This is a genomic window from Magnetospirillum aberrantis SpK, assembly GCF_011022235.1.
In the GTDB taxonomy this organism is placed as follows: domain Bacteria; phylum Pseudomonadota; class Alphaproteobacteria; order Rhodospirillales; family Magnetospirillaceae; genus Magnetospirillum; species Magnetospirillum aberrantis.
The window spans coordinates 1-22697 of the sequence record NZ_JAAIYP010000044.1 but is presented as its reverse complement, the minus strand read 5'-3'; the positions used below and the strand labels follow the sequence as shown (position 1 = coordinate 22697).

Below are 22697 nucleotides of genomic sequence, written 5' to 3'. Positions count from 1 at the left end.
AAAGGCCACATCCATATGGTTCGGTCGCAGAGCTTACCCCAAGCCCAGCCTGCAACCAACCGCCGAACGATGGCGAAAGTGAGGCGACTTGCACCCATGCCATGCTTGCCCCTGTCCTTGACGCAAGGGTTGGAGTAATGTGCGCGCCGTCGTCGCCATCGCCCGACACCCGAAACCCGCCCGCGCCCGCTGGCGGACCGGTTGGAATGCCCGGCGCCCCTTGCACGCAGAAAGGCAAGGGCGCCACCATGGAGATCGCTTCACATGCGTTTCGGCCTCTCTACCCTTGCCTTCGCGCTTGCCGCCGTGTCCGCCCCCGCACTGGCGCAGACCACTTCCGAGCAGCCCGCCCCCCAGGTGCCGGCCGCCGAACAGTCGCAAGACCCCCAGCAGCGCTTTCAGGCCTATGTCACCAGCCCCGGCTACAAGTCGATGATTTCCCAGTTGGCGGTCATGGGCGACACCATTTCCGCCCCCGAATGCAAAGAGCACAAGCCCAAGGAGCGGGCCAGCCTGACCATCTACAACATGCCCTATTTCGAAACCGGAATCCATCCGGTGGCCGGGTTGTGGCTGGACCGCATCAAGATGGACCGTTGCGGCACCGCCACCTTCCAGAACGTGCTGATCCAGGCGCAAAAGGAGGGCCAGCCGCCGCGCGCCGCATTGATGTTGCCGGGCACCACCATGACCAACCCGCCGATGCAAGGCGTGGTCATGCGCGACATCATCGCCGCCCTTGACAAGAAAGGGTGCAACGACATCACCAAGATCATCCCGGTCGACACCAAGCACGGCAAGGAGACCAAGGCGATCAAGCTCAACGAAAAAGGCATGATCGCCGAAGGTGTCTGGAAAGAAACCTGGTCCTTCAAGGCCTGCGGCAAGTCGGTGACCGCCACCGTCGATTTCACCGCCGACGGCAAGGGCGGACTTGAGCACAAGATCAAACTGTAGGCGGAACCCCGCCCGACAGGAAAAAGGCGGCCTTGCAATGCCGCCTTTTTTTATTCCAGTTCGGCGAAAGCCTGGAACGGCTTGCCCGCCGTCCCCTCGTCGAAACCGAAGAACTCGAACGACTTGGCGATGTGTTCGGACAAGGGGGCGACCACCGTCAACTCCTTGCCGGTACGGGGATGAGGCAGACGCACGGCACGGGCATGCAGGTGCAGCTTGCGCGAAACGCCGGTGCCGGAAATGAACGCCTCGGCGGCGCCATACTTGCCGTCGCCCAGGATCGGCGTGCCCAGCAACGCGCAATGGGCACGCAACTGGTGGGTGCGGCCGGTGCGCGGCTCCATCTCCAGCCAGGCGGCGCGCTTGAGGGCGTTGTCCACCACCCGATACCAGGTGACGGCGCGCTTGCCTTCGTCGTTGTCCACCGCCATCTTCTCGCCGCCACGGCCCGGCAACTTGGCCAATGCCGCGTCGATGCGACCTTGCCGGTGCTTGGGCACCCCCACCACCAACGCCCAATAGCATTTGCGCGCTGCCCGGCTCTTGAACGCGGCGGCCAACTTGGACGCGGCGCTGGCGCTGCGCCCCAGCAGCAACACCCCGGAAGTGTCCTTGTCCAGCCGATGCACCAGCCGCGGACGCTCGGGCTTGTCGAATTGCAGACAGTCGAGCCAGGCGTCGAGATGCTTGTCGGCCATGCCGGTCCCCCCCTGCACCGCCAATCCCGCCGGCTTGTTGAGCGCGATGACGTCGTCATCCATGTAAAGGATGGCGTCCCGCAGCATCTTGGCGGTCTTGTCGTCCACCGGCGCCCGCTTGGGCTGCTCGGGCCGGGCCGAGACGTCGGCCGCCGGCATGGGCGGCACACGGATGTCCTGGCCCGCTTCCAGACGTTGGTTGGACTTCGCCCGCTTGCCGGCCACCCGCACCTGACCGGTGCGCAGCCATTTTTCCAACAGGCCGTGGCCGACCTCGGGGAAATGGCGCTTGAACCACCGGTCCAGCCGGATGTCGGCGTCGTCGGCGGAAACAGTGATCATCTGGACGGACATGAGAGTCTTTTCAACAGCGATAGGGGCGACGCTGGGGTTTTACCGCCTTCCCCCCCTCAGGAACACGAAAATCGGTGTCAGCCAGCGACCTGACGCACGGTCGCCATGGCCGCGCCCCAGAAAGTCGAACTGAGGGTGGTGACCAGATCCGTTCCCTTACCGCCTGCGTCGGCTCTTTTGCCCCAGGTGGCGGCGGGACACCAGCGTTTAGCGTGCGTCGGCGAACAGCTTGAGCGGCGTGATCTCGACCGGCCCGCCCCCCAGGTCCCGGAACCGCAGGGCCCGCGCGGCACCTTCCGACAGGTCGATCCGCCCCGCTTTCCCTGGCATGCGATCGTTGATGCGCACCACCACGCTGTGATACTCGCCGTTCCTGGAATTCTTGGTCAGCCGCCGAACCTCGACCAAGGTCCCCAAGGGCAAGGTCGGGTGGGCGGCGGTCATCGCCCAGGGGTCGAATTTTTCACCACTGGCGGTGGGGCGGCCGGCATAGGCGCCGCCGTACCACGTGGCTCGCGCCACTTCTCCCGCCTGGATTTCACCGGACAATAGAGCCAGGCCGGCAACGGCCATGAAAAAGCGGAATATCTGCACGCGCACCCTCTCCACGAGTTTCCTCGCCCGTCCCTTCTGGGACTATCCACAGGGGCTGTGCGTGTTGCAACACATTTAATATCCGTTTAAATTTAGGGAAAATATTGTAACACGAAGTGACGCTACAGCTTTTCCGTCGTCCCCTTGCGGGCCCGCAGCCGATCCCAATAATCCACCCGCTTGCGCAACTCCCGTTCGAAGCCGCGTTCCGGCGGATCGTAGAACCGTTGGCGGGTCATGCCGTCCGGGAAATAGTTCTGGCCCGAGAAACCTTCGGCGGTGTCGTGGTCGTATTGGTAGCCGTCGGCGTAGCCCAGATCCTTCATCATCTTGGTCGGGGCATTCAGGATATGCATGGGTGGCATCAGGCTGCCGGTCTGGCGTGCCGTGCGCATGGCCCCCTTGAACGCCTTGTAGCCGGCGTTGGATTTGGGCGCGGTGCCGAGATAGATCACCAATTGGGCGATGGCCAGCTCGCCTTCGGGACTGCCCAGGCGTTCGTACAGATCCCAGGCGGCGATGGCCTGGGTCAGCGCTCCGGGATCGGCCAGACCGATGTCCTCGACCGCGAAACGGGCCAGACGACGCAACAGGTAAAGCGGGTCCTCGCCACCGTCCAGCATGCGCGCCATCCAATAAAGCGCCGCGTCGGTGTCGGAACCGCGCAGCGACTTGTGCAGCGCGCTGATCAGGTTGTAATGCCCCTCGCGATCCTTGTCATAGGCCGGAGCGCGTTTTTGCACTACCCGCGCCAAGCCGGCGGGGTCGAGCTTGGGTTCGGGCGGCAGGATGGACAGCGCCTCGACCATGTTCAGGAAGTAGCGGCCGTCGCCATCGGCCAGCGCCTTGAGCTGGACACGGGCGTCGTCGTCCAGTGGCAGGGCGTGGCCGACCAGCGCCTCGGCCCGGCCGATCAACACTTCAAGCGCGGCTTCGTCCAGCCGGTTGAGCACCATCACCTGACAGCGTGACAAAAGCGCGCCGTTCAGTTCGAAGCTGGGATTTTCGGTGGTGGCGCCGACCAGAACCACCGTGCCGTTTTCCACGTAAGGCAGGAAACCATCCTGTTGCGCCCGGTTGAAACGGTGGATTTCGTCCACGAACAACAAGGTGCCCTGCCCCACCTCCTTGCGCTTGGCGGCCGCATCGAACACCTTGCGCAGATCGGCCACGCCCGAGAACACCGCCGACAACGGTTCGAAATGCAGCTTGGTCCGTTCGGCCAACAGGCGGGCGATGGTGGTCTTGCCGCAACCGGGCGGCCCCCACAGGATGAACGACGACAACCGCCCGGCAGCCAGCATGCGCCCCAAAGGACCGGTCGGACCGATCAGGTGGTCCTGGCCGACCACCTGGTCCAAATCCTGCGGACGCAGGCGGTCGGCCAGCGGTCGATCCTCGTCGCGCTCGAAAAGCGAGCTCACCCGCCGACCTGCAAGCTCAGGGTCTGACCATCACGATTGATGGTGACCCGCCATGTGTCCGCACGCGCCGCCAACAATGCCTTGGCCTCGGCCACCGTCGATACCGTCTGGTCGTTGATGCGCAAGATGATGTCGCCCGGCTGGAACTGAAGCCGATGGGCGACCGAACCACGCTTGATGCGCAACACCACCACCCCGGTCGACACGCTGGCCATGCCCACTTCCTCGGCCAAAGCGGGGTTGAGGTTGGCGAGGGTCGCCCCGGTAAAGGGATTGGAACCGCCGATGTCGGTCACCTCGCGCGGGGGGGTCTCCGGCGGCGCGATCAAACGAACCAAGGCGGTATGTTCGGCACCATCGCGCATGTAGGTGACCTGGGCCTCGGCACCGGGGGCCAAGGTGGCGAGACGGAAGCGCATGGCCTCGGCGTCGTCCACCTCGCGCCCCTGAATGTGGGTGACCACGTCGCCGACCCTGAGACCGGCGCGATCCGCCGGACCGCCCTTGGCGATACCGTTCAACAACACGCCGATCGGGCGCGGCAAGCTCATCGCCTGGGCCAGTTCGCTGGTCACCGCCTGTCCCGACGCCCCCAGCCACGGCCGCACCACCTTGCCGCTTTGGGTGATGCTGGCGATCACCGTCTTGACCAGGGAGGTGGGAATGGCGAAGCCGATGCCGTTCGAGCCGCCATCCTTGGAATAGATCGCCGAGTTGATGCCGATCAGCCGGCCGCTCATGTCCACCAGCGCGCCGCCGGAATTTCCGGGATTGATGGCCGCGTCCGTCTGGATGAACGAACGATAGTCGCTGATGCCGACATTGGTGCGCGCCAGCGCCGAAACGATGCCGCTGGTCACCGTCTGGCCGACACCGAACGGATTGCCGATGGCGATGACCAGGTCGCCCACTTCAAGCGCGTCGGAATCGCCCATGCTCAGCACCGGCAGGCTTTCGCCCCGGCTGGGATCGATCTTCAGCACCGCCAGATCGGTGCGTTCGTCGGAGCCGACGATATGGGCCTCGAACTCGCGGCGGTCGGACAAGACCACCGTGACCTCGTCGGCGTCCTTGATGACGTGGTGGTTGGTGACCACCGTGCCATCGGGCGAAAGGATGACCCCCGACCCCAACGACCGCTGGATCTTCTCCTTCACCGCGCCCGGCGGCAACGCATCACCGAAGAAACGGCGAAAGAACGGATCGTTCAGCAAGGGCGAGGCGGCGGCCCGCACCACCCGCTTGGTGTAGATGTTCACCACCGCCGGAGCCGCCGATTTGACCAGCGGGGAAAAAGACAGCGAAATTTGTTCCCGCGACGAGGGCACCTGCTGGGCCTGCGCCGACCCGGCTGTCATCGGCGGCACCACGGCCGCCATGGCCAACAGCGACAGGACGAAAAAACGCGGCATCCTCATGACGACCCCTTTGCGGCACTAAACGACGATGAACCGCCATACTATCGGTTCAGGGCCGCATCGTGGCAAGGAGACGTTGATTTTTCGGCACCCCGCCGTCGGCTCAGGCGCCGGCGGGCAGAACCGGCGGCCGGCGCAAGACGGCCTCCAACAGGGAACCGGCGCTCTGAATCACCTCGATGGCCGACAACGGCTTGGCGATGATCTCGTCCACACCGGCTTCGCGAGCCTGTTCCAGAACCGCATGATGGCTGCTGGCGGCCAACCCCAGGACCGGAGTGCGTGCGTCCAAAAGCTCGCCACGACGGATGCGGTGGATGAACAACACCGTCTCGGTGGCGTCGCCGGTCATGTCGGCGATGATCAGATGCGGGGGATTGTCCTGGATCAGCGGCATGGCCGCCGCCGGATTGCGCGCCTCGTGCACGTCCTTGATGGACAGAGCCCCCAGAAGCGTGGCGATAAGTCGGCGGATGTGGGCGTTGGCGTCAACCACCAGCACCCTGAGTTCACTGAATTGATTCACGCCCTACCCCTTTCTTCCCGGTCTTAGCTGACCGGTTGTCGTTTCCTGTCCAAGCACCATATCCTGGGGCGCACGCTACGCACAACCGCCTTGCGGTATGGGCTTTTTTAACCGAACGGGTGGGGTTTTTACCCGAGAGGAGAAAAAAGCCGCCACAGGGTATGATCCCGATGTAACAGCACCGGCAAAAGGCGGCGAACATGTTGAAGCGGTTGATGGGGGTAGGCGCGGCGGCACTGGCGGCCGTGGTTTCCGGCTGCGGCGACGGCCCCGCCACCGTGGCCGGATGGCGCAGCCCGGCGGCGTGGTCGTCCCTGGTCCACGCCACCAGCAAGGGGCCGCTGCTGGTCGAAGTGCACGGCGCAGCTTTCGCCATGGCCGCCCCGGATTTTCGTGCGGATGTGGTCGAGGCCATGGCCGGCGGCGTTTTCGGCCGCCCGACCGCCTTCACCCTTGACCCGCAACTGACGCCAGAACCACGTTATCGCGCGGTCCTGGCGTTCAACGCTCCCGCCTCGACCGATCCCCGCGACCTGTGCCGGGGACAGGTGGCGACCGCCGTCGAAACGCCCGAGCGCGTGACCGTCCACGCCGCCTTTTGCGACGGCACCTCGCTTCTGGCATCCATTCGCGGCTGGGTGGCCAAGGTGGAAAGCGCCGATGACCCGCGTTTCCGCCGACTGGTGAACCAACTCACCCGAGAGTTGTTCGGAACGCCGCAGTAACGTGACTCTGCGGCTAGATTTTGCTATGATGTTCCTGATCCGTCGGAAGGGAGACGATCAATGGAAATCGCCGCAGCAGCGGAAATGGCGATGACGGTCAAGCGGGCGGAGTTCGTACAGAGCCTGTCCGTTCAGATGACCAAACAGGCGTTGGCGCAAGATGCCGCCGTTCTGCAAGTCGTCGCCGCCGCCACGCAGCCCGGCGTCCAGGCTGCGTCTCCACCACCCGTCAGTGGTCCCGGTCAGGTGCTCGACATCACCGTCTGAGTCCACCGGCCGACGCGGTCCCCAACAGGCGCCCACCGGGCGCCTGTGGTGTCTCTGGACCACAGCCATTCGCCCCAACAAAAAGAACAACCCAAACGAAAAGGGCGCCCCCAACCGGGAGCGCCCTTTCGTGACGTCGTCACAGACGATGAGGAGATTACTCCTCGCCGTCTTCCGACTTCTCGGCGGTCGGGCCGGAATCCTGGCCCTTGGCGGCCGGATCGCGGTCAACCAGCTCGATGAAGGCCATCGGGGCGCAGTCGCCATACCGGAAACCGGCCTTGAGGACGCGGGTGTAACCGCCCTGGCGACCCTTGTAGCGCTCGGCGATCACCGAGAACAGCTTGGCCACCACGGCCTCGTCGCGCAGGATGGCGAAAGCGCGGCGACGGTCGTGCAGAGTGCCCGACTTGCCCAGAGAAATGATCTTCTCGGCGATCGGACGCAGGTCCTTGGCCTTGGGCAGGGTGGTCTTGATCTGCTCGTGCTTGATGAGCGCGTTGACCATGTTAGCGAACATCGCCTTGCGGTGGGCGCTGGTGCGGTTCAGCTTGCGGCCGGACATACCGTGACGCATGGGATCACTCCTTGGGCTTGGCCTCGCGGCGCGAGGACCGATTGTGTTCCCGTCCGCCCTGATTCCAGGTACGTCCGGGGCGGGCCGTCATGGCCCTTTTGGAAAAGTCACGGCGCGACGTGGACCGAAAGGCCCAGGCGTCGCGCCGGAAACCAGCGAACCCTTAGTAGGGTTCTTCCAGCTTCTTAGCCAGTTCCTCGATGTTCTCCGGCGGCCAGTTCGGAATTTCCATGCCCAGGTGGAGACCCATCTGGGACAGAACTTCCTTGATCTCGTTCAGAGACTTGCGGCCGAAGTTCGGGGTGCGCAGCATCTCGGCCTCGGTCTTCTGGACCAAATCGCCGATGTAGATGATGTTGTCGTTCTTGAGGCAGTTGGCCGAACGGACCGACAGCTCAAGCTCGTCAACCTTGCGCAGCAGGTTCTTGTTGAAGGGCAGTTCGTCCTTCTTCTCTTCCTCGACGACCGCGGTGGGTTCCTCGAAGTTGATGAACAGCTGCAACTGATCCTGAAGGATGCGGGCGGCCAGGGCCACCGCGTCGTCCGGGGTCACGGCGCCGTTGGTCTCGACCACCATCGACAGCTTGTCGTAGTCGGTCACCTGACCGACGCGGGTGTTCTCGACCTTGTAGGCGACCTTCTTGACCGGCGAGAAGATGGCGTCGATCGGGATCAGACCGATCGGCGAATCCTCGGGACGGTTCTGCGAAGCCGGGACATAGCCCTTGCCGGATTCGACGGTGAACTCGACGTTGAGCTTGGCGCCCTCGTCCAGGGTGCACAGCACCAGGTCGGGGTCCATGATCTCGATGTCGTGTCCGACCTCGATCATCCCCGCCTTGACCTCGCCGGGGCCGGTGGCACGCAGATGCATGCGCTTCGGTCCCTCGCCATGCATGCGCAGGCCGAGGTTCTTGACGTTCAGGATGATGTCGGTGACGTCTTCGCGCACGCCGGGGATCGACGAGAACTCGTGGAGAACGCCCTCGATCTGGATAGCGGTGACGGCGGCGCCCTGGAGCGACGACAGCAAGACGCGGCGCAACGAATTGCCCAGCGTCATGCCAAAACCGCGTTCCAGCGGTTCGGCGACCACGGTAGCGGAACGGGACGGGTCAGCCCCGGCCTCGATCTGAAGCTTCGAGGGCTTGATCAGTTCCTGCCAGTTCTTTTGAATCACGAGCGTGACCTCATGCTAGGAACAATCCATGGCCCCTGAACGGCATGACCGCCGGCCCCCCATGGCGGAAGGCGGCGGTTAGCCCGTTCACGGACCTCTTCCGATCACACGCGGCGACGCTTGCGCGGACGGCAACCGTTGTGCGGGATCGGGGTGACGTCGCGGATCGAAGTGATGGCGAAGCCGACGGCCTGGAGAGCGCGCAGGGCGCTCTCACGGCCGGCGCCCGGACCCTTCACCTCGACCTCGAGGGTGCGCATACCATGTTCCATCGCCTTCTTGCCGGCGTCTTCGGCGGCAACCTGCGCGGCGTAGGGGGTCGACTTACGCGAACCCTTGAAGCCCTGCATACCCGAGGACGACCACGAGATGGTGTTGCCCTGGGCATCGGTGATGGTGATCATGGTGTTGTTGAACGTGGCATTCACATGCGCCACGCCCGAGGTGATGTTCTTGCGCTCGCGGCGACGAGGACGCGCGGCAGCGGACGGCTTAGCCATGAGAGGTGATCCTTAAATTACGTCGCGTGTTTTAGCGGGTCGCCTTCTTCTTACCGGCGATCGGCTTGGCCGGGCCCTTGCGGGTGCGCGCGTTGGTGTGCGTGCGCTGACCGCGAACCGGCAAGCCGCGGCGATGACGCAGGCCGCGATAGCAGCCCAGATCCATCAACCGCTTGATGTTCATGGCGACCTCGCGACGCAGATCACCCTCGACGCTGTAGTCGCGGTCGATCAGTTCGCGGATCTTCAGGACCTCGTCGTCGGTCAGCTGATTGACCCGACGCTCGGCGGGAATGGCCAGGGCGGTGCAGATTTCAGCCGCCTTGGCACGACCGATGCCATGGATATAGGTCAGCGCGATCAGGACGCGCTTGTTGGTCGGAATATTGACGCCAGCGATACGGGCCAAAGCTGGTTACTCCTTTAGACGATCAAAGGGCGGACGGATACGATCCGCCCCCGCTTTTCCACCCGGCATGGGCCCACCCCAGAGGCCGGAATTCAAATAACACCACATCGGGCCTCGCCCAACATGGGAGAAACCGAAGGTGCGCGATTATAGGGTGATTCGGCGAAGAGTCAACGCAAAGCGACTCTTCGCCATCACACCCCGTCAGCCCTTGAGGGCCGCGCCGAGGATACCCTCGAGCGATTGGGTCACGACCGCAATGTCCTGGGTGCCGTCGACCAGATGGTAGTTGCCCTTGCCCTGGTAATAGGGAATGAGCGGCGCCGTCTGGGCGTGGTAGGCAGCCAGGCGCTTGGAGACGGTCTCGGCGTTGTCGTCGGCGCGCCGGGAAAACTCGGAACCGCCACACGAATCGCAGGTGCCGTCCACCTTGGGACGCTGGAACTTGTCATGATAGCCGGCGCCACACTTGGCGCAGGTGAAGCGGCCGGTGATGCGTTCGATGATCGGCTCGTCGGGAACGCGGATCTCGATGGCGAAATCCAGCTTCTTGCCCTTCTTCACCATCATGGCGTCAAGCGCCTCGGCCTGGGCCACGGTGCGGGGGAAGCCGTCGAAGATGACGCCGTTCTTGGTGTCGGGTGCGTCCAGCCGGTCTTCGATGATGGCGATGACGATGTCGTCGCTCACCAACTGGCCGGCGTCCATCACCGCCTTGGCACGCTTGCCGACCTCGGACCCCGAGGCGACGGCGGCGCGCAGCATGTCGCCGGTGGACAACTGAACAAGACCATACTTGTCCATCAGACGCTTGGCCTGAGTACCCTTGCCGCCGCCCGGCGGCCCCAACAAGACCAGATTCATCTCTGCTTCTCCCTTGTCGGCCGTGCGGATCAGCCGCGACGGCCCCTAAGCCGGGACTTCTTGATGAGTCCCTCGTACTGGTGCGCCAGCAGGTGCGACTGAATTTGGGCCACGGTGTCCATGGTCACCGTCACCACGATCAGCAGGCTGGTGCCGCCAAAGTAGAAGGGCACGGACCACTTGGCAATCAGCAGCTCGGGCAGGATGGACAGCGCCACCAGATAGGCCGCCCCCGCCACGGTCAGCCGGGTCAGCACGTAATCCAGGTAATCCGAGGTGTTCTTGCCGGGCCGGATGCCGGGAATGAAGCCGCCGTACTTCTTGAGGTTGTCGGCGGTGTCCACGGGATTGAACACCACGGCGGTATAGAAGAACGCGAAGAACACGATCAGGCCGGCATACATCGCCAGGTACAGCGGATGCCCGCGCCCCATCAGCGCCGTGAAGGTGGTCAGCCATTCCGGGCCACCCTGGGCGGTGAACTGGGCCACCGTCACCGGCATCAGCAACAGCGAGCTGGCGAAGATCGGCGGGATGACGCCCGAGGTGTTGAGCTTGAGCGGCAGGTGCGAGGACTCGCCGCCATACATCTTGTTGCCCACCTGACGCTTCGGGTACTGGACGATCAGGCGACGCTGGGCGCGCTCCATGAACACGATGAAGGCGATGGCGGCGACCGACATCACCAGCAACGCCATGATCACCAGCGGATGCAGGGCGCCGGTGCGGCCCAGTTCCAGGGTCGCGGCCAAGGCGTGCGGCAATTGCGCGACGATACCGGCGAAGATGATCAGCGAGGTGCCCTGGCCGATGCCGCGCGCGGTGATCTGCTCACCCAGCCACATCAGGAACAGCGTGCCGCCGGTCAGGGTCACCACGGTAGCGAAGGTGAACAGCGCCGGGCTGTCCATCATCACCGCCGGACCGGTGGAACCGGTCATGCCCAACAGGCCGGTGGCGATACCCCAGGACTGGAAGATGGCGATCAGCACCGTCAGGTAACGGGTGTACTGATTGATCTTCTTGCGACCCTGTTCGCCTTCCTTCTTGATCGCCTCGAGCGACGGAATGACGGTCGCCATCAGCTGCATGATGATGGAGGCCGAGATGTAGGGCATGATGTTGAGCGCGAAGATGGTCATGCGCTGCAACGCGCCGCCGGCCAGCATGTCGAACATGCCGAGCAAGCCGCCGCCGCTCTGCTTGAACAGATCGGCCATGACATGGGGATCGACGCCGGGAATCGGAATCCAGGTGCCCAGGCGGTAGACCACCAGGGCGGCGACGGTGAACCAAATCCGCTTCTTGAGGTCGGTCGCCTTTGCCAGGACGCCAAAGTTCAGGTTCGCGGCAAGCTGCTCGGCGGCAGAGGCCATGCCCTTCTCCAGGAATGATAAAGCGTTGCACTGGTGTACCGGTTCCGGCGCCCTCTCCCCGACTTGCGCGGGGCGGCACCGTCACCGGAACGGGAACACCAGCTTTTAAAGCAATTACGGCGTGGAGCCAACCCATGACCTTTGGGGGTCACGAGAGGGCGCCACGCACGTAACGAAAGATGGGATCAGCCTTCGGCGGCCACGGCGGCTTCCGCCACCTTCACCGAACCGCCCAGCTTTTCCACCGCTTCCACGGCGGCCTTGGACGCACCGGCGACCTCGATGGTCACCTTGGTCTTCAGCTCGCCACGGGCCAGCAGGCGAACGCCGTCACGGGCATTGCCGACCAGGCCGGCGGCCTGGAGAGCAGCGGTGTCGATGGTCTTGCCGGCGTCGACCTTGCCCGCCTCGATGGCGGCCTGAAGGCGACCCAGGTTCACTTCGGCGAATTCCAGGCGGAACGGCTTGTTGAAGCCGCGCTTGGGCAGACGACGGTAGATGGGCATCTGACCGCCTTCGAAACCATGCAGGGCGACACCGGTACGCGAACCCTGGCCCTTGACGCCACGGCCCGAGGTCTTGCCCTTGCCGGAACCGATACCACGACCGACGCGCTTGGCCTTGTAGCGGGCGCCGTCGTTGTCGCGAAGATCGTTGAGCTTCGTCATTGTCTTCTTCCTCGTTGCCGGCCCCCGCCGAAGCGGGGACCGGTCGGAGTATTACTCCTCGACCACCTGGACCAGGTGCTTGACCTTGTTGATCATGCCGCGCACGGCCGGAGTGTCCTCCAGGGTGCTGATGCGACGGATCTTGTTCAGGCCAAGACCAACCAGAGTGGCGCGCTGGTCCTTGGTGCGGCCGATCGGGCTCGCGACCTGGGTCACGGTGACGGTCTTCTTGTCAGCCATCGTCAGGTCCTCCGTTACGCCGCGGTGGCCGCGGCGGCGGCACCGTCACGACGACCAATGATGTCGCCGACCTTCTTGCCACGCTTGGCGGCGATGGAGCGCGGAGAGCACAGGCTTTCCAACGCGGCGAAGGTCGCCTTGATCATGTTATGCGGGTTGGAGGTGCCCAAGCACTTGGCCACCACGTCCGCGACGCCCACGGTCTCGAACACCGCGCGCATCGGACCACCGGCGATGATACCGGTACCGGGCGGGGCGGCGCGCAGGACCACGCGACCGGCACCGAAATGACCGTTCACGTCATGATGCAGGGTGCGGCCTTCGCGAAGGGCGACCTTGATCATGTTGCGCTTGGCCTGTTCGGTGGCCTTGCGGATAGCCTCGGGGACCTCGCGGGCCTTGCCCGAGCCGTAACCGACGCGGCCCTTGCCGTCACCGACCACCACCAGAGCGGCGAAGGCGAAGCGACGGCCGCCCTTCACCACCTTGGCGACGCGGTTGATGTGGACCAGCTTGTCGATGAACTCGGATTCCTCGCGCTCACCGCGCTGAGAATCGTTGCCACGACCGCGCGGAGCCCGGCCATCGCCGTCACCGCCACGGCCACGGCCGCGACGCTGCTCGGTGCTGTCTCCACCACGATCGGGATTGGGAGTACGTGCCATATTCTCGTTCCCTTAGAAAGACAGGCCGCCTTCGCGGGCCGCATCGGCCAGGGCCTTGACCCGGCCGTGATAGATGTAGCCGCCACGGTCGAACACCACCTCGGTGATGCCGGCCGCCTTGGCCCGCTCGGCGATCAGCTTGCCGACCGCGGCAGCAGCCGCGACATCGGCGCCGGTCTTCAGGCTGCCCTTGAGATCGGCCTCGAGGGTCGAGGCGGACGCCAGGGTCTTGCCCTGGGCGTCGTCGATCAGTTGAACATAGATGTGCTTGCTGGAGCGGAAGACCGACAGGCGCACACGGCCACCCGACTTCTTCGCGATGCTTGCACGGTTGCGCCGCTTGCGGCGCTCGAAAAGTTCCTTCGGCGTCATCATAGCGGAGCTCCTTACTTCTTCTTGCCTTCCTTGCGGAGGATCGTTTCGTGTTCGTACTTGACGCCCTTGCCCTTGTAGGGCTCGGGGCCACGGAACGCACGGATCTCCGCAGCGACCTGACCGACCTGGCGCTTGTCCTTGCCGGTAATCGAGATCGTGGTGGGCTTGTCACACTTCATGGTCACATCGGCCGGGATCGGATAGTCGATGTCATGGGAGTAACCAAGCTGCAACTTGAGGGTCTTGCCCTCGACGGCAGCACGGTAACCGACACCGTTGATCTCCAGGTTGATGGTGAAGCCTTCGTTCACGCCTTTGACGACGTTGTTGATGAGCGCACGGGTAGTGCCCCACATCATACGGGCGGCCTTGGTTTCAGACTTGGGCTTCACCCAAACCTTGTCGCCCTCGATGGTGGTCTCAACTTCGCCCGACAGGGGCATGCGGGACTCGCCCAGCTTGCCCTTGGCGATGAACTCGGCGCCGGCGATCTGGACGGAAACCCCAGACGGCACCGGCACGGGATATTTGCCGACTCGCGACATCTGTCAGTCCCTCCTTAGAACACCTGGCACAGGACCTCGCCGCCAACGTTGGCGGTACGGGCCTCGGCATCGCTCATCACGCCACGCGGAGTGGACAGGATGGAGATACCCAGGCCGTTCGCCACGCGCGGCAGGTCGGCGATCTTGGAATAAACGCGGCGACCGGGCTTGGACACGCGGGAGATCTCGGTGATCACCGGCTTGCCCTCGTGGTACTTGAGCTCGATGGTGAGCTCGGCCACGCCGGGACGCAGGTCAGCCTTGGAATAGCCGCGGATGTAGCCCTCGCGCTTCAAGACTTCGAGGACATTCATCCGCAGGCCCGAGGCCGGCGAAGTGATGCTGGACTTGTTCGCTCGCTGCCCGTTGCGGATGCGGGCGAGCATATCGCCGAGCGGATCGGTCATGGACATTGTCGTCTGCCTCCCTTACCAGCTCGACTTCACGAGGCCAGGAATCTGGCCCAGATTGCCAAGCTCGCGCAGCTTGTTACGGCACAGCTTGAACTTGCGGTAGTTACCACGCGGACGGCCGGTGAGCTCGCAGCGCAGACGCACGCGATTCTTGGCCGAGTTACGCGGTACTTCCGCCAGCTTCAAGGCAGCCTCGAAGCGCTCCTCCGGGGAGGTTTCGCGGTTCATGATGATCGCCTTAAGGCGAGCGCGCTTGGCCGCAAAGCGGTCGGCCATCTTGGCGCGCTTCTTGTTCTTCTCGACAGAGCTGATCTTAGCCATTGCGAGGGGTCTCCATTAGCTCGCGAACGGCATGTCAAAGCCCTTGAGAAGCGCCTTGGCTTCCGCATCGGACTTGGCCGTCGTGACGAAAATGATGTCCATGCCCCGGGTGGCATCAACCTTGTCATAGTTGATTTCCGGGAACACCAACTGCTCCTTCATGCCCAGGGCATAATTGCCGCGGCCATCGAAGGACTTGCCCGGCACGCCGCGGAAGTCGCGGACGCGCGGCAGCGCAATGTTGACCAGACGGTCAAGGAACTCGTACATGCGGTCGGCACGCAGCGTGACCTTGCAACCGACGACCTGGCCTTCACGCAGCTTGAACTGGGCGATGGACTTCTTGGCCTTGGTGGACACCGGCTTCTGGCCGGAAATCAGGGTCAGCTCGGCCAGAGCAGCCTCGATCTTCTTCGCGTCCTGGGCGGCTTCACCGACACCCATGTTGATCACGATCTTCTCGAGCTTCGGCACCTGCATCGGGTTCGCGTAGTTGAACTCGTTTTGCAGGGCGGGCCGGACCTTCTCTTCGTAATGCTTACGCAAACGGGCGGTCATTTGTCCCTCTCCCCTTACCGGTCGATGACTTCGCCCGAGCGCTTGGCGACTCGGACCTTGCGACCGTCTTCCAGGACCTTCACGCCGACGCGGGTCGGCTTGTTGTCCTTGGGATCGACGTGGGCGACGTTGGAAACGTGAATGGCAGCTTCCTTCTCGACGATGCCGCCGGCGGCGGCAGCGGTCGGACGCTGATGCTTCTTCACCTTGTTGACGCCCTGGACAACGACGCGCTCTTCGCGCGGGTAGGCGGCGATCACTTCGCCGATCTTACCCTTGTCCTTGCCGGCGATCACGATGACGCGATCGCCCTTCTTCACGTTCAAACCGGCCATTAGAGCACCTCCGGAGCCAGCGAGATGATCTTCATGAACTTCTTGGCGCGAAGCTCACGGGTGACCGGGCCGAAAATACGGGTGCCGATGGGTTCGTTCTGCTTGTTGATCAGAACGGCAGCATTGGTGTCAAAGCGGATCGCGGTACCATCCGGGCGACGGATTTCCTTGGCGGTGCGAACGATGACGGCGCGATGCACGTCACCCTTCTTCACCTTGCCGCGCGGAATCGCCTCCTTGATCGAAACGACAATAATGTCGCCGACGTTGGCGATGGTACGGTGCGAACCACCCAGAACCTTGATGCACTGCACCCGGCGGGCACCCGAATTATCGGCGACGTCCAGGTTGGTTTGCATCTGGATCATGTCGAGTTTCCTTTATTTCGAGGTCGATATCGTCGAGCAGGCTTACGCCTGTTCGACGATCACTTCCCAGGTCTTGGTCTTCGAGATCGGACGGCATTCGCAAATGCGAACAGTGTCGCCGACCTTGAAGGTGTTGCTCTCGTCGTGCGCGTGATACTTCTTCGAACGACGGATGAACTTCTTATAGATCGGGTGCATCACGCGACGTTCGACGGATACGACAACGGTCTTGTCCATCTTGTCGCTGACCACCACGCCCTGAAGAATGCGCTTCGGCATTGCCAGAGGTCCTTTTCTTAAGCCGCGCTAGCGCGGGCGCGCTCGCCGAGAATGGTCTTGATCACCGCGATCTCGCGACGGATCGCCGTGACGCGAGCGGTGTTCTCCAGCTGACCGGACGCCTTCTGAAAGCGCAGATTGAACTGCTCCTTCTTCAGCTCAAGGAGGGAATCCTTGAGCTGGTCGTCGGTCTTGGCGCGGAGATCGGTAGCCTTAGCCATGGCCATTACTCCCCGATGCGGACGATGAATTTGGTCTTGATCGGCAGCTTGGCAGCGGCCAACTCAAAACCACGACGGGCCAGATCTTCCGGCACGCCGTCCACCTCGAACAGCACGCGGCCGGGCTTGATCTTGGCCACCCAGAACTCGGGCGTACCCTTACCGGAGCCCATACGGACTTCGGCGGGCTTGCTGGAAACCGCCACGTCGGGGAACACGCGGATCCACACGCGGCCCTGACGCTTCAGGTGACGGGTCAGCGCGCGACGGGCCGCTTCGATCTGGCGAGCGGTGATGCGCTCCGGCTCCAGCGCCTTCAGGCCGAAGGCGCCGAAGTTCAACAGGGTGCCGCCCTTGGCATCGCCATGGATGCGGCCCTTGTGGAACTTGCGGAACTTAGTACGCTTGGGCGAAAGCATCTCTTGCTACCCCTTCAATCAACGGCGGTCGCCGCGCTCGGCCGGAGCCGATTCGCCAGCGGCGCGCTTGTCCTGGGCCATCGGATCGTGGGCCAGGATCTCGCCCTTGAACACCCACACCTTGATACCGCAGGTACCGTAGGTGGTCTTGGCGGTACCCACACCGTAATCGATGTCGGCACGCAGGGTGTGCAACGGCACGCGGCCTTCGCGATACCATTCCATACGGGCGATCTCGGCGCCGCCCAAACGGCCGGAGCAGTTGATACGAATGCCCAGGGCGCCCAGACGCATGGCCGACTGAACGGCACGCTTCATGGCGCGGCGGAAGGACACGCGACGCTCCAACTGCTGGGCGATGCTTTCAGCCACCAGCTGGGCATCCAGCTCGGGCTTGCGGATTTCGATGATGTTCAGGTGGACTTCGCCACCGGTCATCTTCGACAGATCCTTGCGCAGCACCTCGATGTCGGCGCCCTTCTTACCGATCACCACGCCCGGACGGGCGGTGTGAATGGTGATGCGGGCCTTCTTGGCCGGGCGCTCGATGACCACGCGGGAGACACCGGCCTGAGCCAGCTTCTTGCGCAGGTGGTCACGCAACGTGAGATCCTCGTGCAGCATCTTGGCGTAGGATTCGTCGGCGAACCAACGGGAATCCCAGGTGCGGTTGATGCCGAGGCGAAGACCGATCGGATTGACTTTCTGACCCATCTGCTTACTCCCCGGTCGCTTCTTCGCGCTCGCGCACGATCACGGTCAGGTTCGAGAACGGCTTTTCAATGCGGCCGACACGGCCACGGGCGCGGGCGCGCCACCGCTTCATCACCATCGCCTTGCCGACATAGGCCTCGGCCACATAGAGCCGGTCCACGTCGAGCTGGTGGTTGTTTTCCGCGTTCGCGATGGCCGACTGCAACACCTTCTTCACGATCTCGGCGACGCGGCGCTTGGAGAAGGTGAGGGAGTGCATCGCGGTCTCGGCCTTGAGGCCGCGGATCGAGGCCGCAACCAGGTTGAGCTTGCGCGGGCTGGTGCGAATCGAGGCCTGGAAGGCCATCGCTTCGGTGTCCGCGAGGACGCGCTCAGCAGGCTTCTTGCCCATGGCTTACTTCCTCTTCGCTTTCTTGTCGACGCCGTGGCCGTAGTAGGTCCGGGTCGGCGAGAACTCACCGAACTTGTGGCCGACCATGTTTTCGGTCACGAGGACCGGGATGTACTTCTGGCCGTTGTACACACCAAAGGTCAGACCCACGAAATTCGGCAGAATAGTCGAGCGACGCGACCAGATCTTGATGACCTCGTTGCGGCCGCTGGCACGCGACTTATCCGCCTTCTTCAGCAGGTAACCGTCGATGAACGGACCCTTCCAAACGGAACGAGCCATACCCCGTCCCTCCTTACTTGTTCAGTTGACGACGGCGCATGATCAGGCCATCCGTCTTCTTGTTGGAACGCGTCTTCTTGCCCTTGGTCGGCTTGCCCCAAGGAGTGACCGGATGACGGCCACCCGAGGTGCGACCCTCACCACCACCATGCGGGTGGTCGATCGGGTTCATGGCAACACCGCGAACATGCGGGCGGAAGCCCAGCCAACGGGTGCGGCCGGCCTTGCCCAGCGAGACGTTCTGCTGGTCGGGGTTGGACACGGCACCGATGGTGGCCATGCACTCGCCGCGAACCATGCGCAGCTCGCCGGAAGCCAGACGGATCTGGGCGTAACCCTGATCCTTGCCAACCAACTGGACATAGGTGCCGGCCGAGCGGGCGATCTGACCGCCCTTGCCCTGCTTCAGTTCCACGTTGTGCACCACGGTGCCCACGGGAATGTTCTTCAGCGGCAGCGCGTTGCCCGGCTTGATGTCGACCTTCTCGCCGGCGATCACGGTGTCGCCGACCGCCAGACGCTGCGGAGCCAGGATGTAGCTCTTTTCGCCGTCGGCGTATTCGATCAGGGCGATGAAGGCGGTGCGGTTCGGGTCGTATTCCAGACGCAGAACGGTCGCGGCCACATCGAACTTGGTGCGCTTGAAATCGACCAGGCGATAACGACGCTTGTGCCCGCCGCCACGGAAGCGAACGGTGATGCGGCCGAGGTTGTTACGGCCACCCTTCTTGCGCAGACCCTCGGTCAGGCTCGCCTCGGGCTTGCCCTTCCACAGCTCGGACCGGTCAACGGTCACAAGCTGACGCTGGCCCGGGGTCGTGGGCTTGTAAGACTTCAGTGCCATGGCGTCAGACCCCCGTGGTCACGTCGATGGAATTGCCTTCGGCCAGGGTCACGATCGCCTTCTTGACGTCCGAACGCTGGCCGACACGGCCGCGGAACCGCTTCACCTTGCCCTTGGCGACGATGGTGTTGACGGCGGTGACCTTCACCCCGAACACACCTTCGACGGCCGCCTTGATTTCCGGCTTCGAGGCATCCAGCGGCACCTTGAAGGTGACCTGGTTGTACTCGGAACCCATGGTGGCCTTCTCGGTGATCACGGGAGCGCGGATGATGTCGTACATCCGCTCCTTCGAGATGGTCTTGCTCATTTCAGGCGAGCCTCCAGGGCAGCGACCGCGTCCTTGGTCAGAACCAGGGTGTCGCGACGCAGGATGTCGTACACGTTGGCACCGACGCTCGGCAGCACGTCCACGAACGGGATGTTGCGGGACGCCAGCGCGAAGTTGTCGTCCAGCGCCGGGCCGTCGATCACCAGCACCGAGCCCCAGCCCAGCGCCTTGAGGCGGGTGGCCAGATCCTTGGTCTTGGGGGCCGACAGCTTGGCCTGATCCAGCACGATCAGCTTGCCTTCGGCCGCCTTGGCCGACAGCGCGGTCCTGAGCGCCAGCGAGCGGACCTTCTTCGGCATGTCGAAGGCGTGGGAACGCACGACCGGGCCGAAGATGGTGGCACCGCCACGGAACTGCGGAGACCGCAGCGAACCCTGGCGGGCGCGACCACCACCCTTCTGGGCGAAGGGCTTCTTGGTGGTGCCGGAGATCTCGGAGATCCCCTTGGTCTTGTGGGTGCCGGCACGGCGCTTCGACAGCTGATAGCTCACCATACGGTGAAGCAGATCGGTGCGAACCGCGACGCCGAACACTTCGTCAGCGAGTTCGATCTCGCCGACGGCCTTGTTGTCCAGGCTGATAACGTTCGTCTTCATCGCGCTTATCCTTACTCGCCGGCGACGGCGGCCTTGAGGCCGGCCGGGAACGGCACGCCCTCGGGCAGCTTGCGCTTGACCGCGTCCTTGACCAGGACCCACGAACCCTCGGCGCCGGGGACCGAACCCTTGACCAGGATCAGACCGCGCTCGGCATCGGTGGAGACCACCTTGAGGTTCTGGGTAGTGACCTGTTCGTCACCCATATGGCCAGCCATCTTCTTGCCCTTGAACACCTTGCCGGGGTCCTGGCGCTGACCGGTCGAACCGTGCGAGCGGTGCGACACCGACACGCCGTGGGTGGCTTCCAGGCCGCGGAAGTTCCAGCGCTTCATGCCACCGGCAAAACCCTTACCGATGGTGTTGCCGGTGATGTCCACGAACTGGCCGGGGATGAAATGGGCGGCCGACAGTTCGACACCAACCTCGAGAACGTTCTCGGGGGTGACGCGGAATTCGGCGAGCTTCTTCTTGGGCTCGACCTTGGCGTTGGCGAAGGTGGTGCGCTGCGCCTTGGCAACGTTCTTGACCTTCGCGGCGCCAGCGCCGAGCTGAACGGCAACATAGCCGTCCTTTTCCACAGAGCGGGTCGAGACCACCTGTACGGTGTCGACCTTCAACACGGTGACGGGCACATGGGTGCCGTCCTCGGTGAAGATCCTCGTCATGCCGACCTTCTGGGCGATGAGACCGGATCGCATCGTGTTGGTTCCTTAGAGCTTGATCTCGACGTCGACACCGGCGGCCAGGTCGAGCTTCATCAGGGCATCCACGGTCTGCGGGGTCGGGTCAACGATGTCCAGCAGACGCTTGTGGGTGCGAATCTCGAACTGCTCGCGCGACTTCTTGTCGATGTGCGGGGAGCGGTTGACGGTGAACTTCTCGATCCGGCTGGGAAGCGGGATCGGTCCGCGCACCTGCGCACCAGTCCTCTTGGCGGTGTTCACGATCTCGCGGGTGGACTGGTCCAGCACGCGGTGATCGAACGCCTTGAGGCGGATACGGATGTTCTGGCTTTCCATTTCACGTCATCCGTTAAATCGGATCGGCGCCCACGTTGATGCGCGGACGCCGATCGGTGTGAATTTCGTTTCGGTTCAAAGAACCCTCCGCAGTCAGCCCCGTCCGTGATCAGCGGGACAGAGGCTCTTGCGGAGACGGCCAACGGGCCGGAGCCACGGGTTATACAGAGACTCGGCAGGTGGTGCAAGCAGAGTCTTTGGACGATGTTTCCTGCGCCCTGTCGCTAGCTTGTATGACACTCGTTTGCGCAAAAAAAGCAGCCATTGGACTTCGAATAATATGCCTTCGCCGCCACCACAGCCTGTTGGCACGTCGCAAAATCACCCAGGAAAATTCTGTTTCCTTCGGAGGGCATAAAGCTACAGCCAGTTTTGTGGACTTCGTGATCGCCGTTGGGCTGAGCATTCTTATTCACGCCATTTTACACCCCCGGATCATAGACACACTCACATAGAGCGTATCGCATCCCAAGCAGTGCATCAACTGCGCAGCACCTTGAGGTTGCATTTTGTAAATGAAACCTCCAACAAAACGGCCTCCGAGGTTTCCCTCGGAGGCCGCTTTTTACTCGTCATGCCCGCGAAAGCGGGTATCCATGGCGCCGTCCGTGAACCGCCCCACCGTGGATCCCCGCTTTCGCGGGGATGACGGAGGAATGGGCGGTCGGTGCCGTGGCGATTACGCGATGACCTTGGCCACCACGCCGGCGCCGACGGTACGGCCGCCTTCGCGGATGGCGAAGCGCAGGCCCTGGTCCATGGCGATCGGGGCGATCAGCTTGACGGTCATCTTCACGTTGTCGCCCGGCATCACCATTTCGGTGCCTTCCGGCAGCGACACGACGCCGGTGACGTCGGTGGTGCGGAAGTAGAACTGCGGACGATAGTTGGTGAAGAACGGGGTGTGACGGCCGCCTTCTTCCTTGGTCAGGATGTAGGCCTCGGCCTCGAAGTCGGTGTGCGGGGTGATGGAGCCCGGAGCCGCCAGAACCTGGCCGCGTTCCACGTCCTCACGCTTGGTGCCGCGCAGCAGGGCGCCGATGTTGTCGCCGGCCTCGCCCTGGTCGAGCAGCTTGCGGAACATTTCAACGCCGGTGCAGGTGGTCTTGACGGTCGCCTTGATGCCGACGATCTCGACTTCCTCGCCCACCTTGATCACGCCGCGCTCGACACGGCCGGTCACCACGGTGCCACGGCCCGAGATCGAGAACACGTCCTCGATCGGCATCAGGAACGGCTTA

The 22697-nt window shown here is 63.5% G+C and carries 36 protein-coding genes; 3 read left to right on the top strand and 33 right to left on the bottom strand.

Going from position 1 to position 22697, the window contains the following annotated elements:
* Positions 1-264 precede the first annotated feature (264 nt).
* A complete protein-coding gene (locus tag G4223_RS17030; RefSeq protein ID WP_163682219.1) occupies positions 265-957 on the top strand; it encodes a hypothetical protein in 693 nt (230 codons plus the stop codon).
* 50 nt (positions 958-1007) lie between these two features.
* Here the strand turns inward: G4223_RS17030 and G4223_RS17025 are convergent, their stop codons facing one another.
* The 5 genes from G4223_RS17025 to G4223_RS17005 all read right to left on the bottom strand — a co-directional run bounded on the left by G4223_RS17025 (position 1008) and on the right by G4223_RS17005 (position 5971).
* Positions 1008-2009 (bottom strand): RluA family pseudouridine synthase, encoded by a 1002-nt coding sequence (locus G4223_RS17025; RefSeq protein ID WP_163682218.1) that lies wholly within the window; start codon positions 2007-2009, stop codon positions 1008-1010.
* 207 nt (positions 2010-2216) lie between these two features.
* Positions 2217-2618 carry a septal ring lytic transglycosylase RlpA family protein gene (locus G4223_RS17020; RefSeq protein WP_338086912.1) on the bottom strand — a complete coding sequence of 134 codons (402 nt, stop codon included), beginning with the start codon at positions 2616-2618 and terminating at the stop codon, positions 2217-2219.
* A 107-nt stretch (positions 2619-2725) separates the two neighbouring features.
* Positions 2726-4027: an AAA family ATPase gene (locus G4223_RS17015; RefSeq protein WP_163682216.1), complete on the bottom strand. Its 1302-nt coding sequence runs from the start codon at positions 4025-4027 to the stop codon at positions 2726-2728.
* Positions 4024-5445, bottom strand: a complete 1422-nt coding sequence (locus tag G4223_RS17010; RefSeq protein WP_241004191.1) for a DegQ family serine endoprotease — start codon at positions 5443-5445, stop codon at positions 4024-4026. Before G4223_RS17010 ends, G4223_RS17015 begins: the two co-directional genes overlap by 4 nt.
* 103 nt (positions 5446-5548) lie before the next feature.
* Positions 5549-5971, bottom strand: a complete 423-nt coding sequence (locus G4223_RS17005) for a response regulator (RefSeq protein ID WP_163682214.1) — start codon at positions 5969-5971, stop codon at positions 5549-5551.
* 200 nt (positions 5972-6171) lie between these two features.
* Between G4223_RS17005 and G4223_RS17000 the strand changes: the two genes are divergently transcribed.
* Both G4223_RS17000 and G4223_RS16995 read left to right on the top strand, forming a co-directional pair.
* Positions 6172-6696, top strand: coding sequence for a hypothetical protein (locus G4223_RS17000; protein WP_163682212.1), 525 nt, complete (start codon positions 6172-6174; stop codon positions 6694-6696).
* A 60-nt stretch (positions 6697-6756) separates the two neighbouring features.
* A complete protein-coding gene (locus tag G4223_RS16995) occupies positions 6757-6963 on the top strand; it encodes a hypothetical protein (RefSeq protein WP_163682210.1) in 207 nt (68 codons plus the stop codon).
* A gap of 157 nt (positions 6964-7120) precedes the next feature.
* Here G4223_RS16995 and rplQ read toward each other — a convergent pair whose 3' ends face one another.
* The 28 genes from rplQ to G4223_RS16855 all read right to left on the bottom strand — a co-directional run.
* Positions 7121-7540: a 50S ribosomal protein L17 gene (gene rplQ / locus G4223_RS16990; RefSeq protein WP_163682208.1), complete on the bottom strand. Its 420-nt coding sequence runs from the start codon at positions 7538-7540 to the stop codon at positions 7121-7123.
* Between the two features lie 163 nt (positions 7541-7703).
* On the bottom strand, positions 7704-8720 hold the full coding sequence (locus G4223_RS16985; RefSeq protein ID WP_163682206.1) for a DNA-directed RNA polymerase subunit alpha: 1017 nt from the start codon (positions 8718-8720) through the stop codon (positions 7704-7706).
* Positions 8721-8824: 104 nt separating this feature from the next.
* On the bottom strand, positions 8825-9220 hold the full coding sequence (gene rpsK, locus G4223_RS16980) for a 30S ribosomal protein S11 (RefSeq protein ID WP_163682204.1): 396 nt from the start codon (positions 9218-9220) through the stop codon (positions 8825-8827).
* A gap of 31 nt (positions 9221-9251) precedes the next feature.
* Positions 9252-9629, bottom strand: a complete 378-nt coding sequence (rpsM, locus tag G4223_RS16975; RefSeq protein WP_163682203.1) for a 30S ribosomal protein S13 — start codon at positions 9627-9629, stop codon at positions 9252-9254.
* 204 nt (positions 9630-9833) lie between these two features.
* Entirely contained in the window at positions 9834-10493 is a 660-nt protein-coding gene (locus tag G4223_RS16970) for an adenylate kinase (RefSeq protein ID WP_163682201.1), read from the bottom strand.
* 29 nt (positions 10494-10522) lie between these two features.
* Positions 10523-11869 (bottom strand): preprotein translocase subunit SecY, encoded by a 1347-nt coding sequence (gene secY / locus G4223_RS16965; RefSeq protein WP_163682199.1) that lies wholly within the window; start codon positions 11867-11869, stop codon positions 10523-10525.
* A 185-nt stretch (positions 11870-12054) separates the two neighbouring features.
* Positions 12055-12537, bottom strand: coding sequence for a 50S ribosomal protein L15 (gene rplO, locus G4223_RS16960; RefSeq protein ID WP_163682197.1), 483 nt, complete (start codon positions 12535-12537; stop codon positions 12055-12057).
* A 51-nt stretch (positions 12538-12588) separates the two neighbouring features.
* The gene (rpmD, locus tag G4223_RS16955; RefSeq protein ID WP_163682195.1) at positions 12589-12777 is read right to left on the bottom strand and encodes a 50S ribosomal protein L30; all 189 of its coding nucleotides are present in this window, start codon (positions 12775-12777) and stop codon (positions 12589-12591) included.
* 14 nt (positions 12778-12791) lie between these two features.
* Positions 12792-13442, bottom strand: coding sequence for a 30S ribosomal protein S5 (gene rpsE / locus G4223_RS16950; protein ID WP_163682193.1), 651 nt, complete (start codon positions 13440-13442; stop codon positions 12792-12794).
* A gap of 12 nt (positions 13443-13454) precedes the next feature.
* Positions 13455-13817, bottom strand: a complete 363-nt coding sequence (gene rplR, locus G4223_RS16945; RefSeq protein ID WP_163682191.1) for a 50S ribosomal protein L18 — start codon at positions 13815-13817, stop codon at positions 13455-13457.
* 11 nt (positions 13818-13828) lie between these two features.
* Positions 13829-14362 (bottom strand): 50S ribosomal protein L6, encoded by a 534-nt coding sequence (gene rplF / locus G4223_RS16940; RefSeq protein ID WP_163682189.1) that lies wholly within the window; start codon positions 14360-14362, stop codon positions 13829-13831.
* Positions 14363-14376: 14 nt separating this feature from the next.
* Positions 14377-14775 (bottom strand): 30S ribosomal protein S8, encoded by a 399-nt coding sequence (gene rpsH, locus G4223_RS16935; RefSeq protein WP_163682187.1) that lies wholly within the window; start codon positions 14773-14775, stop codon positions 14377-14379.
* A 15-nt stretch (positions 14776-14790) separates the two neighbouring features.
* The gene (rpsN, locus tag G4223_RS16930; protein WP_163682185.1) at positions 14791-15096 is read right to left on the bottom strand and encodes a 30S ribosomal protein S14; all 306 of its coding nucleotides are present in this window, start codon (positions 15094-15096) and stop codon (positions 14791-14793) included.
* 15 nt (positions 15097-15111) lie between these two features.
* Complete coding sequence (rplE, locus tag G4223_RS16925; RefSeq protein ID WP_163682184.1) at positions 15112-15654, bottom strand: 50S ribosomal protein L5; 543 nt, start codon at positions 15652-15654, stop codon at positions 15112-15114.
* A 14-nt stretch (positions 15655-15668) separates the two neighbouring features.
* The gene (gene rplX, locus G4223_RS16920) at positions 15669-15989 is read right to left on the bottom strand and encodes a 50S ribosomal protein L24 (protein WP_163682182.1); all 321 of its coding nucleotides are present in this window, start codon (positions 15987-15989) and stop codon (positions 15669-15671) included.
* Positions 15989-16357: a 50S ribosomal protein L14 gene (gene rplN / locus G4223_RS16915; RefSeq protein ID WP_163682180.1), complete on the bottom strand. Its 369-nt coding sequence runs from the start codon at positions 16355-16357 to the stop codon at positions 15989-15991. The genes rplX and rplN overlap by 1 nt, the downstream gene beginning before the upstream one ends.
* Positions 16358-16399: 42 nt before the next feature.
* The gene (gene rpsQ / locus G4223_RS16910; RefSeq protein ID WP_163682178.1) at positions 16400-16636 is read right to left on the bottom strand and encodes a 30S ribosomal protein S17; all 237 of its coding nucleotides are present in this window, start codon (positions 16634-16636) and stop codon (positions 16400-16402) included.
* A 17-nt stretch (positions 16637-16653) separates the two neighbouring features.
* Positions 16654-16857, bottom strand: coding sequence for a 50S ribosomal protein L29 (gene rpmC / locus G4223_RS16905; RefSeq protein WP_163682176.1), 204 nt, complete (start codon positions 16855-16857; stop codon positions 16654-16656).
* A 5-nt stretch (positions 16858-16862) separates the two neighbouring features.
* On the bottom strand, positions 16863-17276 hold the full coding sequence (gene rplP / locus G4223_RS16900) for a 50S ribosomal protein L16 (RefSeq protein ID WP_163682173.1): 414 nt from the start codon (positions 17274-17276) through the stop codon (positions 16863-16865).
* A gap of 18 nt (positions 17277-17294) precedes the next feature.
* A complete protein-coding gene (rpsC, locus tag G4223_RS16895; protein ID WP_163682171.1) occupies positions 17295-17990 on the bottom strand; it encodes a 30S ribosomal protein S3 in 696 nt (231 codons plus the stop codon).
* A 4-nt stretch (positions 17991-17994) separates the two neighbouring features.
* A complete protein-coding gene (gene rplV, locus G4223_RS16890) occupies positions 17995-18381 on the bottom strand; it encodes a 50S ribosomal protein L22 (protein WP_163682168.1) in 387 nt (128 codons plus the stop codon).
* Between the two features lie 3 nt (positions 18382-18384).
* Positions 18385-18663 (bottom strand): 30S ribosomal protein S19, encoded by a 279-nt coding sequence (rpsS, locus tag G4223_RS16885; RefSeq protein ID WP_163682167.1) that lies wholly within the window; start codon positions 18661-18663, stop codon positions 18385-18387.
* A 13-nt stretch (positions 18664-18676) separates the two neighbouring features.
* A complete protein-coding gene (rplB, locus tag G4223_RS16880) occupies positions 18677-19507 on the bottom strand; it encodes a 50S ribosomal protein L2 (protein WP_163682165.1) in 831 nt (276 codons plus the stop codon).
* Between the two features lie 4 nt (positions 19508-19511).
* Positions 19512-19817: a 50S ribosomal protein L23 gene (locus G4223_RS16875; RefSeq protein WP_163682163.1), complete on the bottom strand. Its 306-nt coding sequence runs from the start codon at positions 19815-19817 to the stop codon at positions 19512-19514.
* Entirely contained in the window at positions 19814-20434 is a 621-nt protein-coding gene (gene rplD, locus G4223_RS16870) for a 50S ribosomal protein L4 (protein WP_163682161.1), read from the bottom strand. Before rplD ends, G4223_RS16875 begins: the two co-directional genes overlap by 4 nt.
* 11 nt (positions 20435-20445) lie before the next feature.
* Positions 20446-21135 (bottom strand): 50S ribosomal protein L3, encoded by a 690-nt coding sequence (rplC, locus tag G4223_RS16865; RefSeq protein WP_163682159.1) that lies wholly within the window; start codon positions 21133-21135, stop codon positions 20446-20448.
* Positions 21136-21147: 12 nt separating this feature from the next.
* Positions 21148-21456: a 30S ribosomal protein S10 gene (rpsJ, locus tag G4223_RS16860; protein ID WP_002725423.1), complete on the bottom strand. Its 309-nt coding sequence runs from the start codon at positions 21454-21456 to the stop codon at positions 21148-21150.
* A 679-nt stretch (positions 21457-22135) separates the two neighbouring features.
* On the bottom strand, positions 22136-22697 hold a 562-nt coding region (locus tag G4223_RS16855; RefSeq protein WP_241003960.1), incomplete at its 5' end, for an EF-Tu C-terminal domain-related protein.

Coding starts and splice junctions, on each gene's coding strand:
- rplN (WP_163682180.1), bottom strand. CDS start 16,357: ATGATCCAGATGCAAACCAACCTGGACGTCGCCGATAATTCGGGTGCC.
- rplQ (WP_163682208.1), bottom strand. CDS start 7,540: ATGCGTCACGGTATGTCCGGCCGCAAGCTGAACCGCACCAGCGCCCAC.
- rpsS (WP_163682167.1), bottom strand. CDS start 18,663: ATGGCTCGTTCCGTTTGGAAGGGTCCGTTCATCGACGGTTACCTGCTG.
- G4223_RS17025 (WP_163682218.1), bottom strand. CDS start 2,009: ATGTCCGTCCAGATGATCACTGTTTCCGCCGACGACGCCGACATCCGG.
- rpsK (WP_163682204.1), bottom strand. CDS start 9,220: ATGGCTAAGCCGTCCGCTGCCGCGCGTCCTCGTCGCCGCGAGCGCAAG.
- rplD (WP_163682161.1), bottom strand. CDS start 20,434: ATGAAGACGAACGTTATCAGCCTGGACAACAAGGCCGTCGGCGAGATC.
- G4223_RS16995 (WP_163682210.1), top strand. CDS start 6,757: ATGGAAATCGCCGCAGCAGCGGAAATGGCGATGACGGTCAAGCGGGCG.
- secY (WP_163682199.1), bottom strand. CDS start 11,869: ATGGCCTCTGCCGCCGAGCAGCTTGCCGCGAACCTGAACTTTGGCGTC.
- rplO (WP_163682197.1), bottom strand. CDS start 12,537: ATGACGAAGCTCAACGATCTTCGCGACAACGACGGCGCCCGCTACAAG.
- rpsC (WP_163682171.1), bottom strand. CDS start 17,990: ATGGGTCAGAAAGTCAATCCGATCGGTCTTCGCCTCGGCATCAACCGC.
- rpmD (WP_163682195.1), bottom strand. CDS start 12,777: ATGGCTGACAAGAAGACCGTCACCGTGACCCAGGTCGCGAGCCCGATC.
- G4223_RS17010 (WP_241004191.1), bottom strand. CDS start 5,445: ATGAGGATGCCGCGTTTTTTCGTCCTGTCGCTGTTGGCCATGGCGGCC.
- rpsN (WP_163682185.1), bottom strand. CDS start 15,096: ATGGCTAAGATCAGCTCTGTCGAGAAGAACAAGAAGCGCGCCAAGATG.
- rpsJ (WP_002725423.1), bottom strand. CDS start 21,456: ATGGAAAGCCAGAACATCCGTATCCGCCTCAAGGCGTTCGATCACCGC.
- G4223_RS16875 (WP_163682163.1), bottom strand. CDS start 19,817: ATGAGCAAGACCATCTCGAAGGAGCGGATGTACGACATCATCCGCGCT.
- rplV (WP_163682168.1), bottom strand. CDS start 18,381: ATGGGCAAGAAGCCTGCTGAGCGCGTCCTCGCGGACACCGAAGCGATG.
- rplE (WP_163682184.1), bottom strand. CDS start 15,654: ATGACCGCCCGTTTGCGTAAGCATTACGAAGAGAAGGTCCGGCCCGCC.
- rplC (WP_163682159.1), bottom strand. CDS start 21,135: ATGCGATCCGGTCTCATCGCCCAGAAGGTCGGCATGACGAGGATCTTC.
- rplX (WP_163682182.1), bottom strand. CDS start 15,989: ATGGCCGGTTTGAACGTGAAGAAGGGCGATCGCGTCATCGTGATCGCC.
- G4223_RS17000 (WP_163682212.1), top strand. CDS start 6,172: ATGTTGAAGCGGTTGATGGGGGTAGGCGCGGCGGCACTGGCGGCCGTG.
- rplP (WP_163682173.1), bottom strand. CDS start 17,276: ATGCTTTCGCCCAAGCGTACTAAGTTCCGCAAGTTCCACAAGGGCCGC.
- rpsQ (WP_163682178.1), bottom strand. CDS start 16,636: ATGCCGAAGCGCATTCTTCAGGGCGTGGTGGTCAGCGACAAGATGGAC.
- rplF (WP_163682189.1), bottom strand. CDS start 14,362: ATGTCGCGAGTCGGCAAATATCCCGTGCCGGTGCCGTCTGGGGTTTCC.
- G4223_RS17030 (WP_163682219.1), top strand. CDS start 265: ATGCGTTTCGGCCTCTCTACCCTTGCCTTCGCGCTTGCCGCCGTGTCC.
- G4223_RS16970 (WP_163682201.1), bottom strand. CDS start 10,493: ATGAATCTGGTCTTGTTGGGGCCGCCGGGCGGCGGCAAGGGTACTCAG.
- rpsE (WP_163682193.1), bottom strand. CDS start 13,442: ATGGCACGTACTCCCAATCCCGATCGTGGTGGAGACAGCACCGAGCAG.
- rplB (WP_163682165.1), bottom strand. CDS start 19,507: ATGGCACTGAAGTCTTACAAGCCCACGACCCCGGGCCAGCGTCAGCTT.
- rpsH (WP_163682187.1), bottom strand. CDS start 14,775: ATGTCCATGACCGATCCGCTCGGCGATATGCTCGCCCGCATCCGCAAC.
- rpmC (WP_163682176.1), bottom strand. CDS start 16,857: ATGGCTAAGGCTACCGATCTCCGCGCCAAGACCGACGACCAGCTCAAG.
- rplR (WP_163682191.1), bottom strand. CDS start 13,817: ATGATGACGCCGAAGGAACTTTTCGAGCGCCGCAAGCGGCGCAACCGT.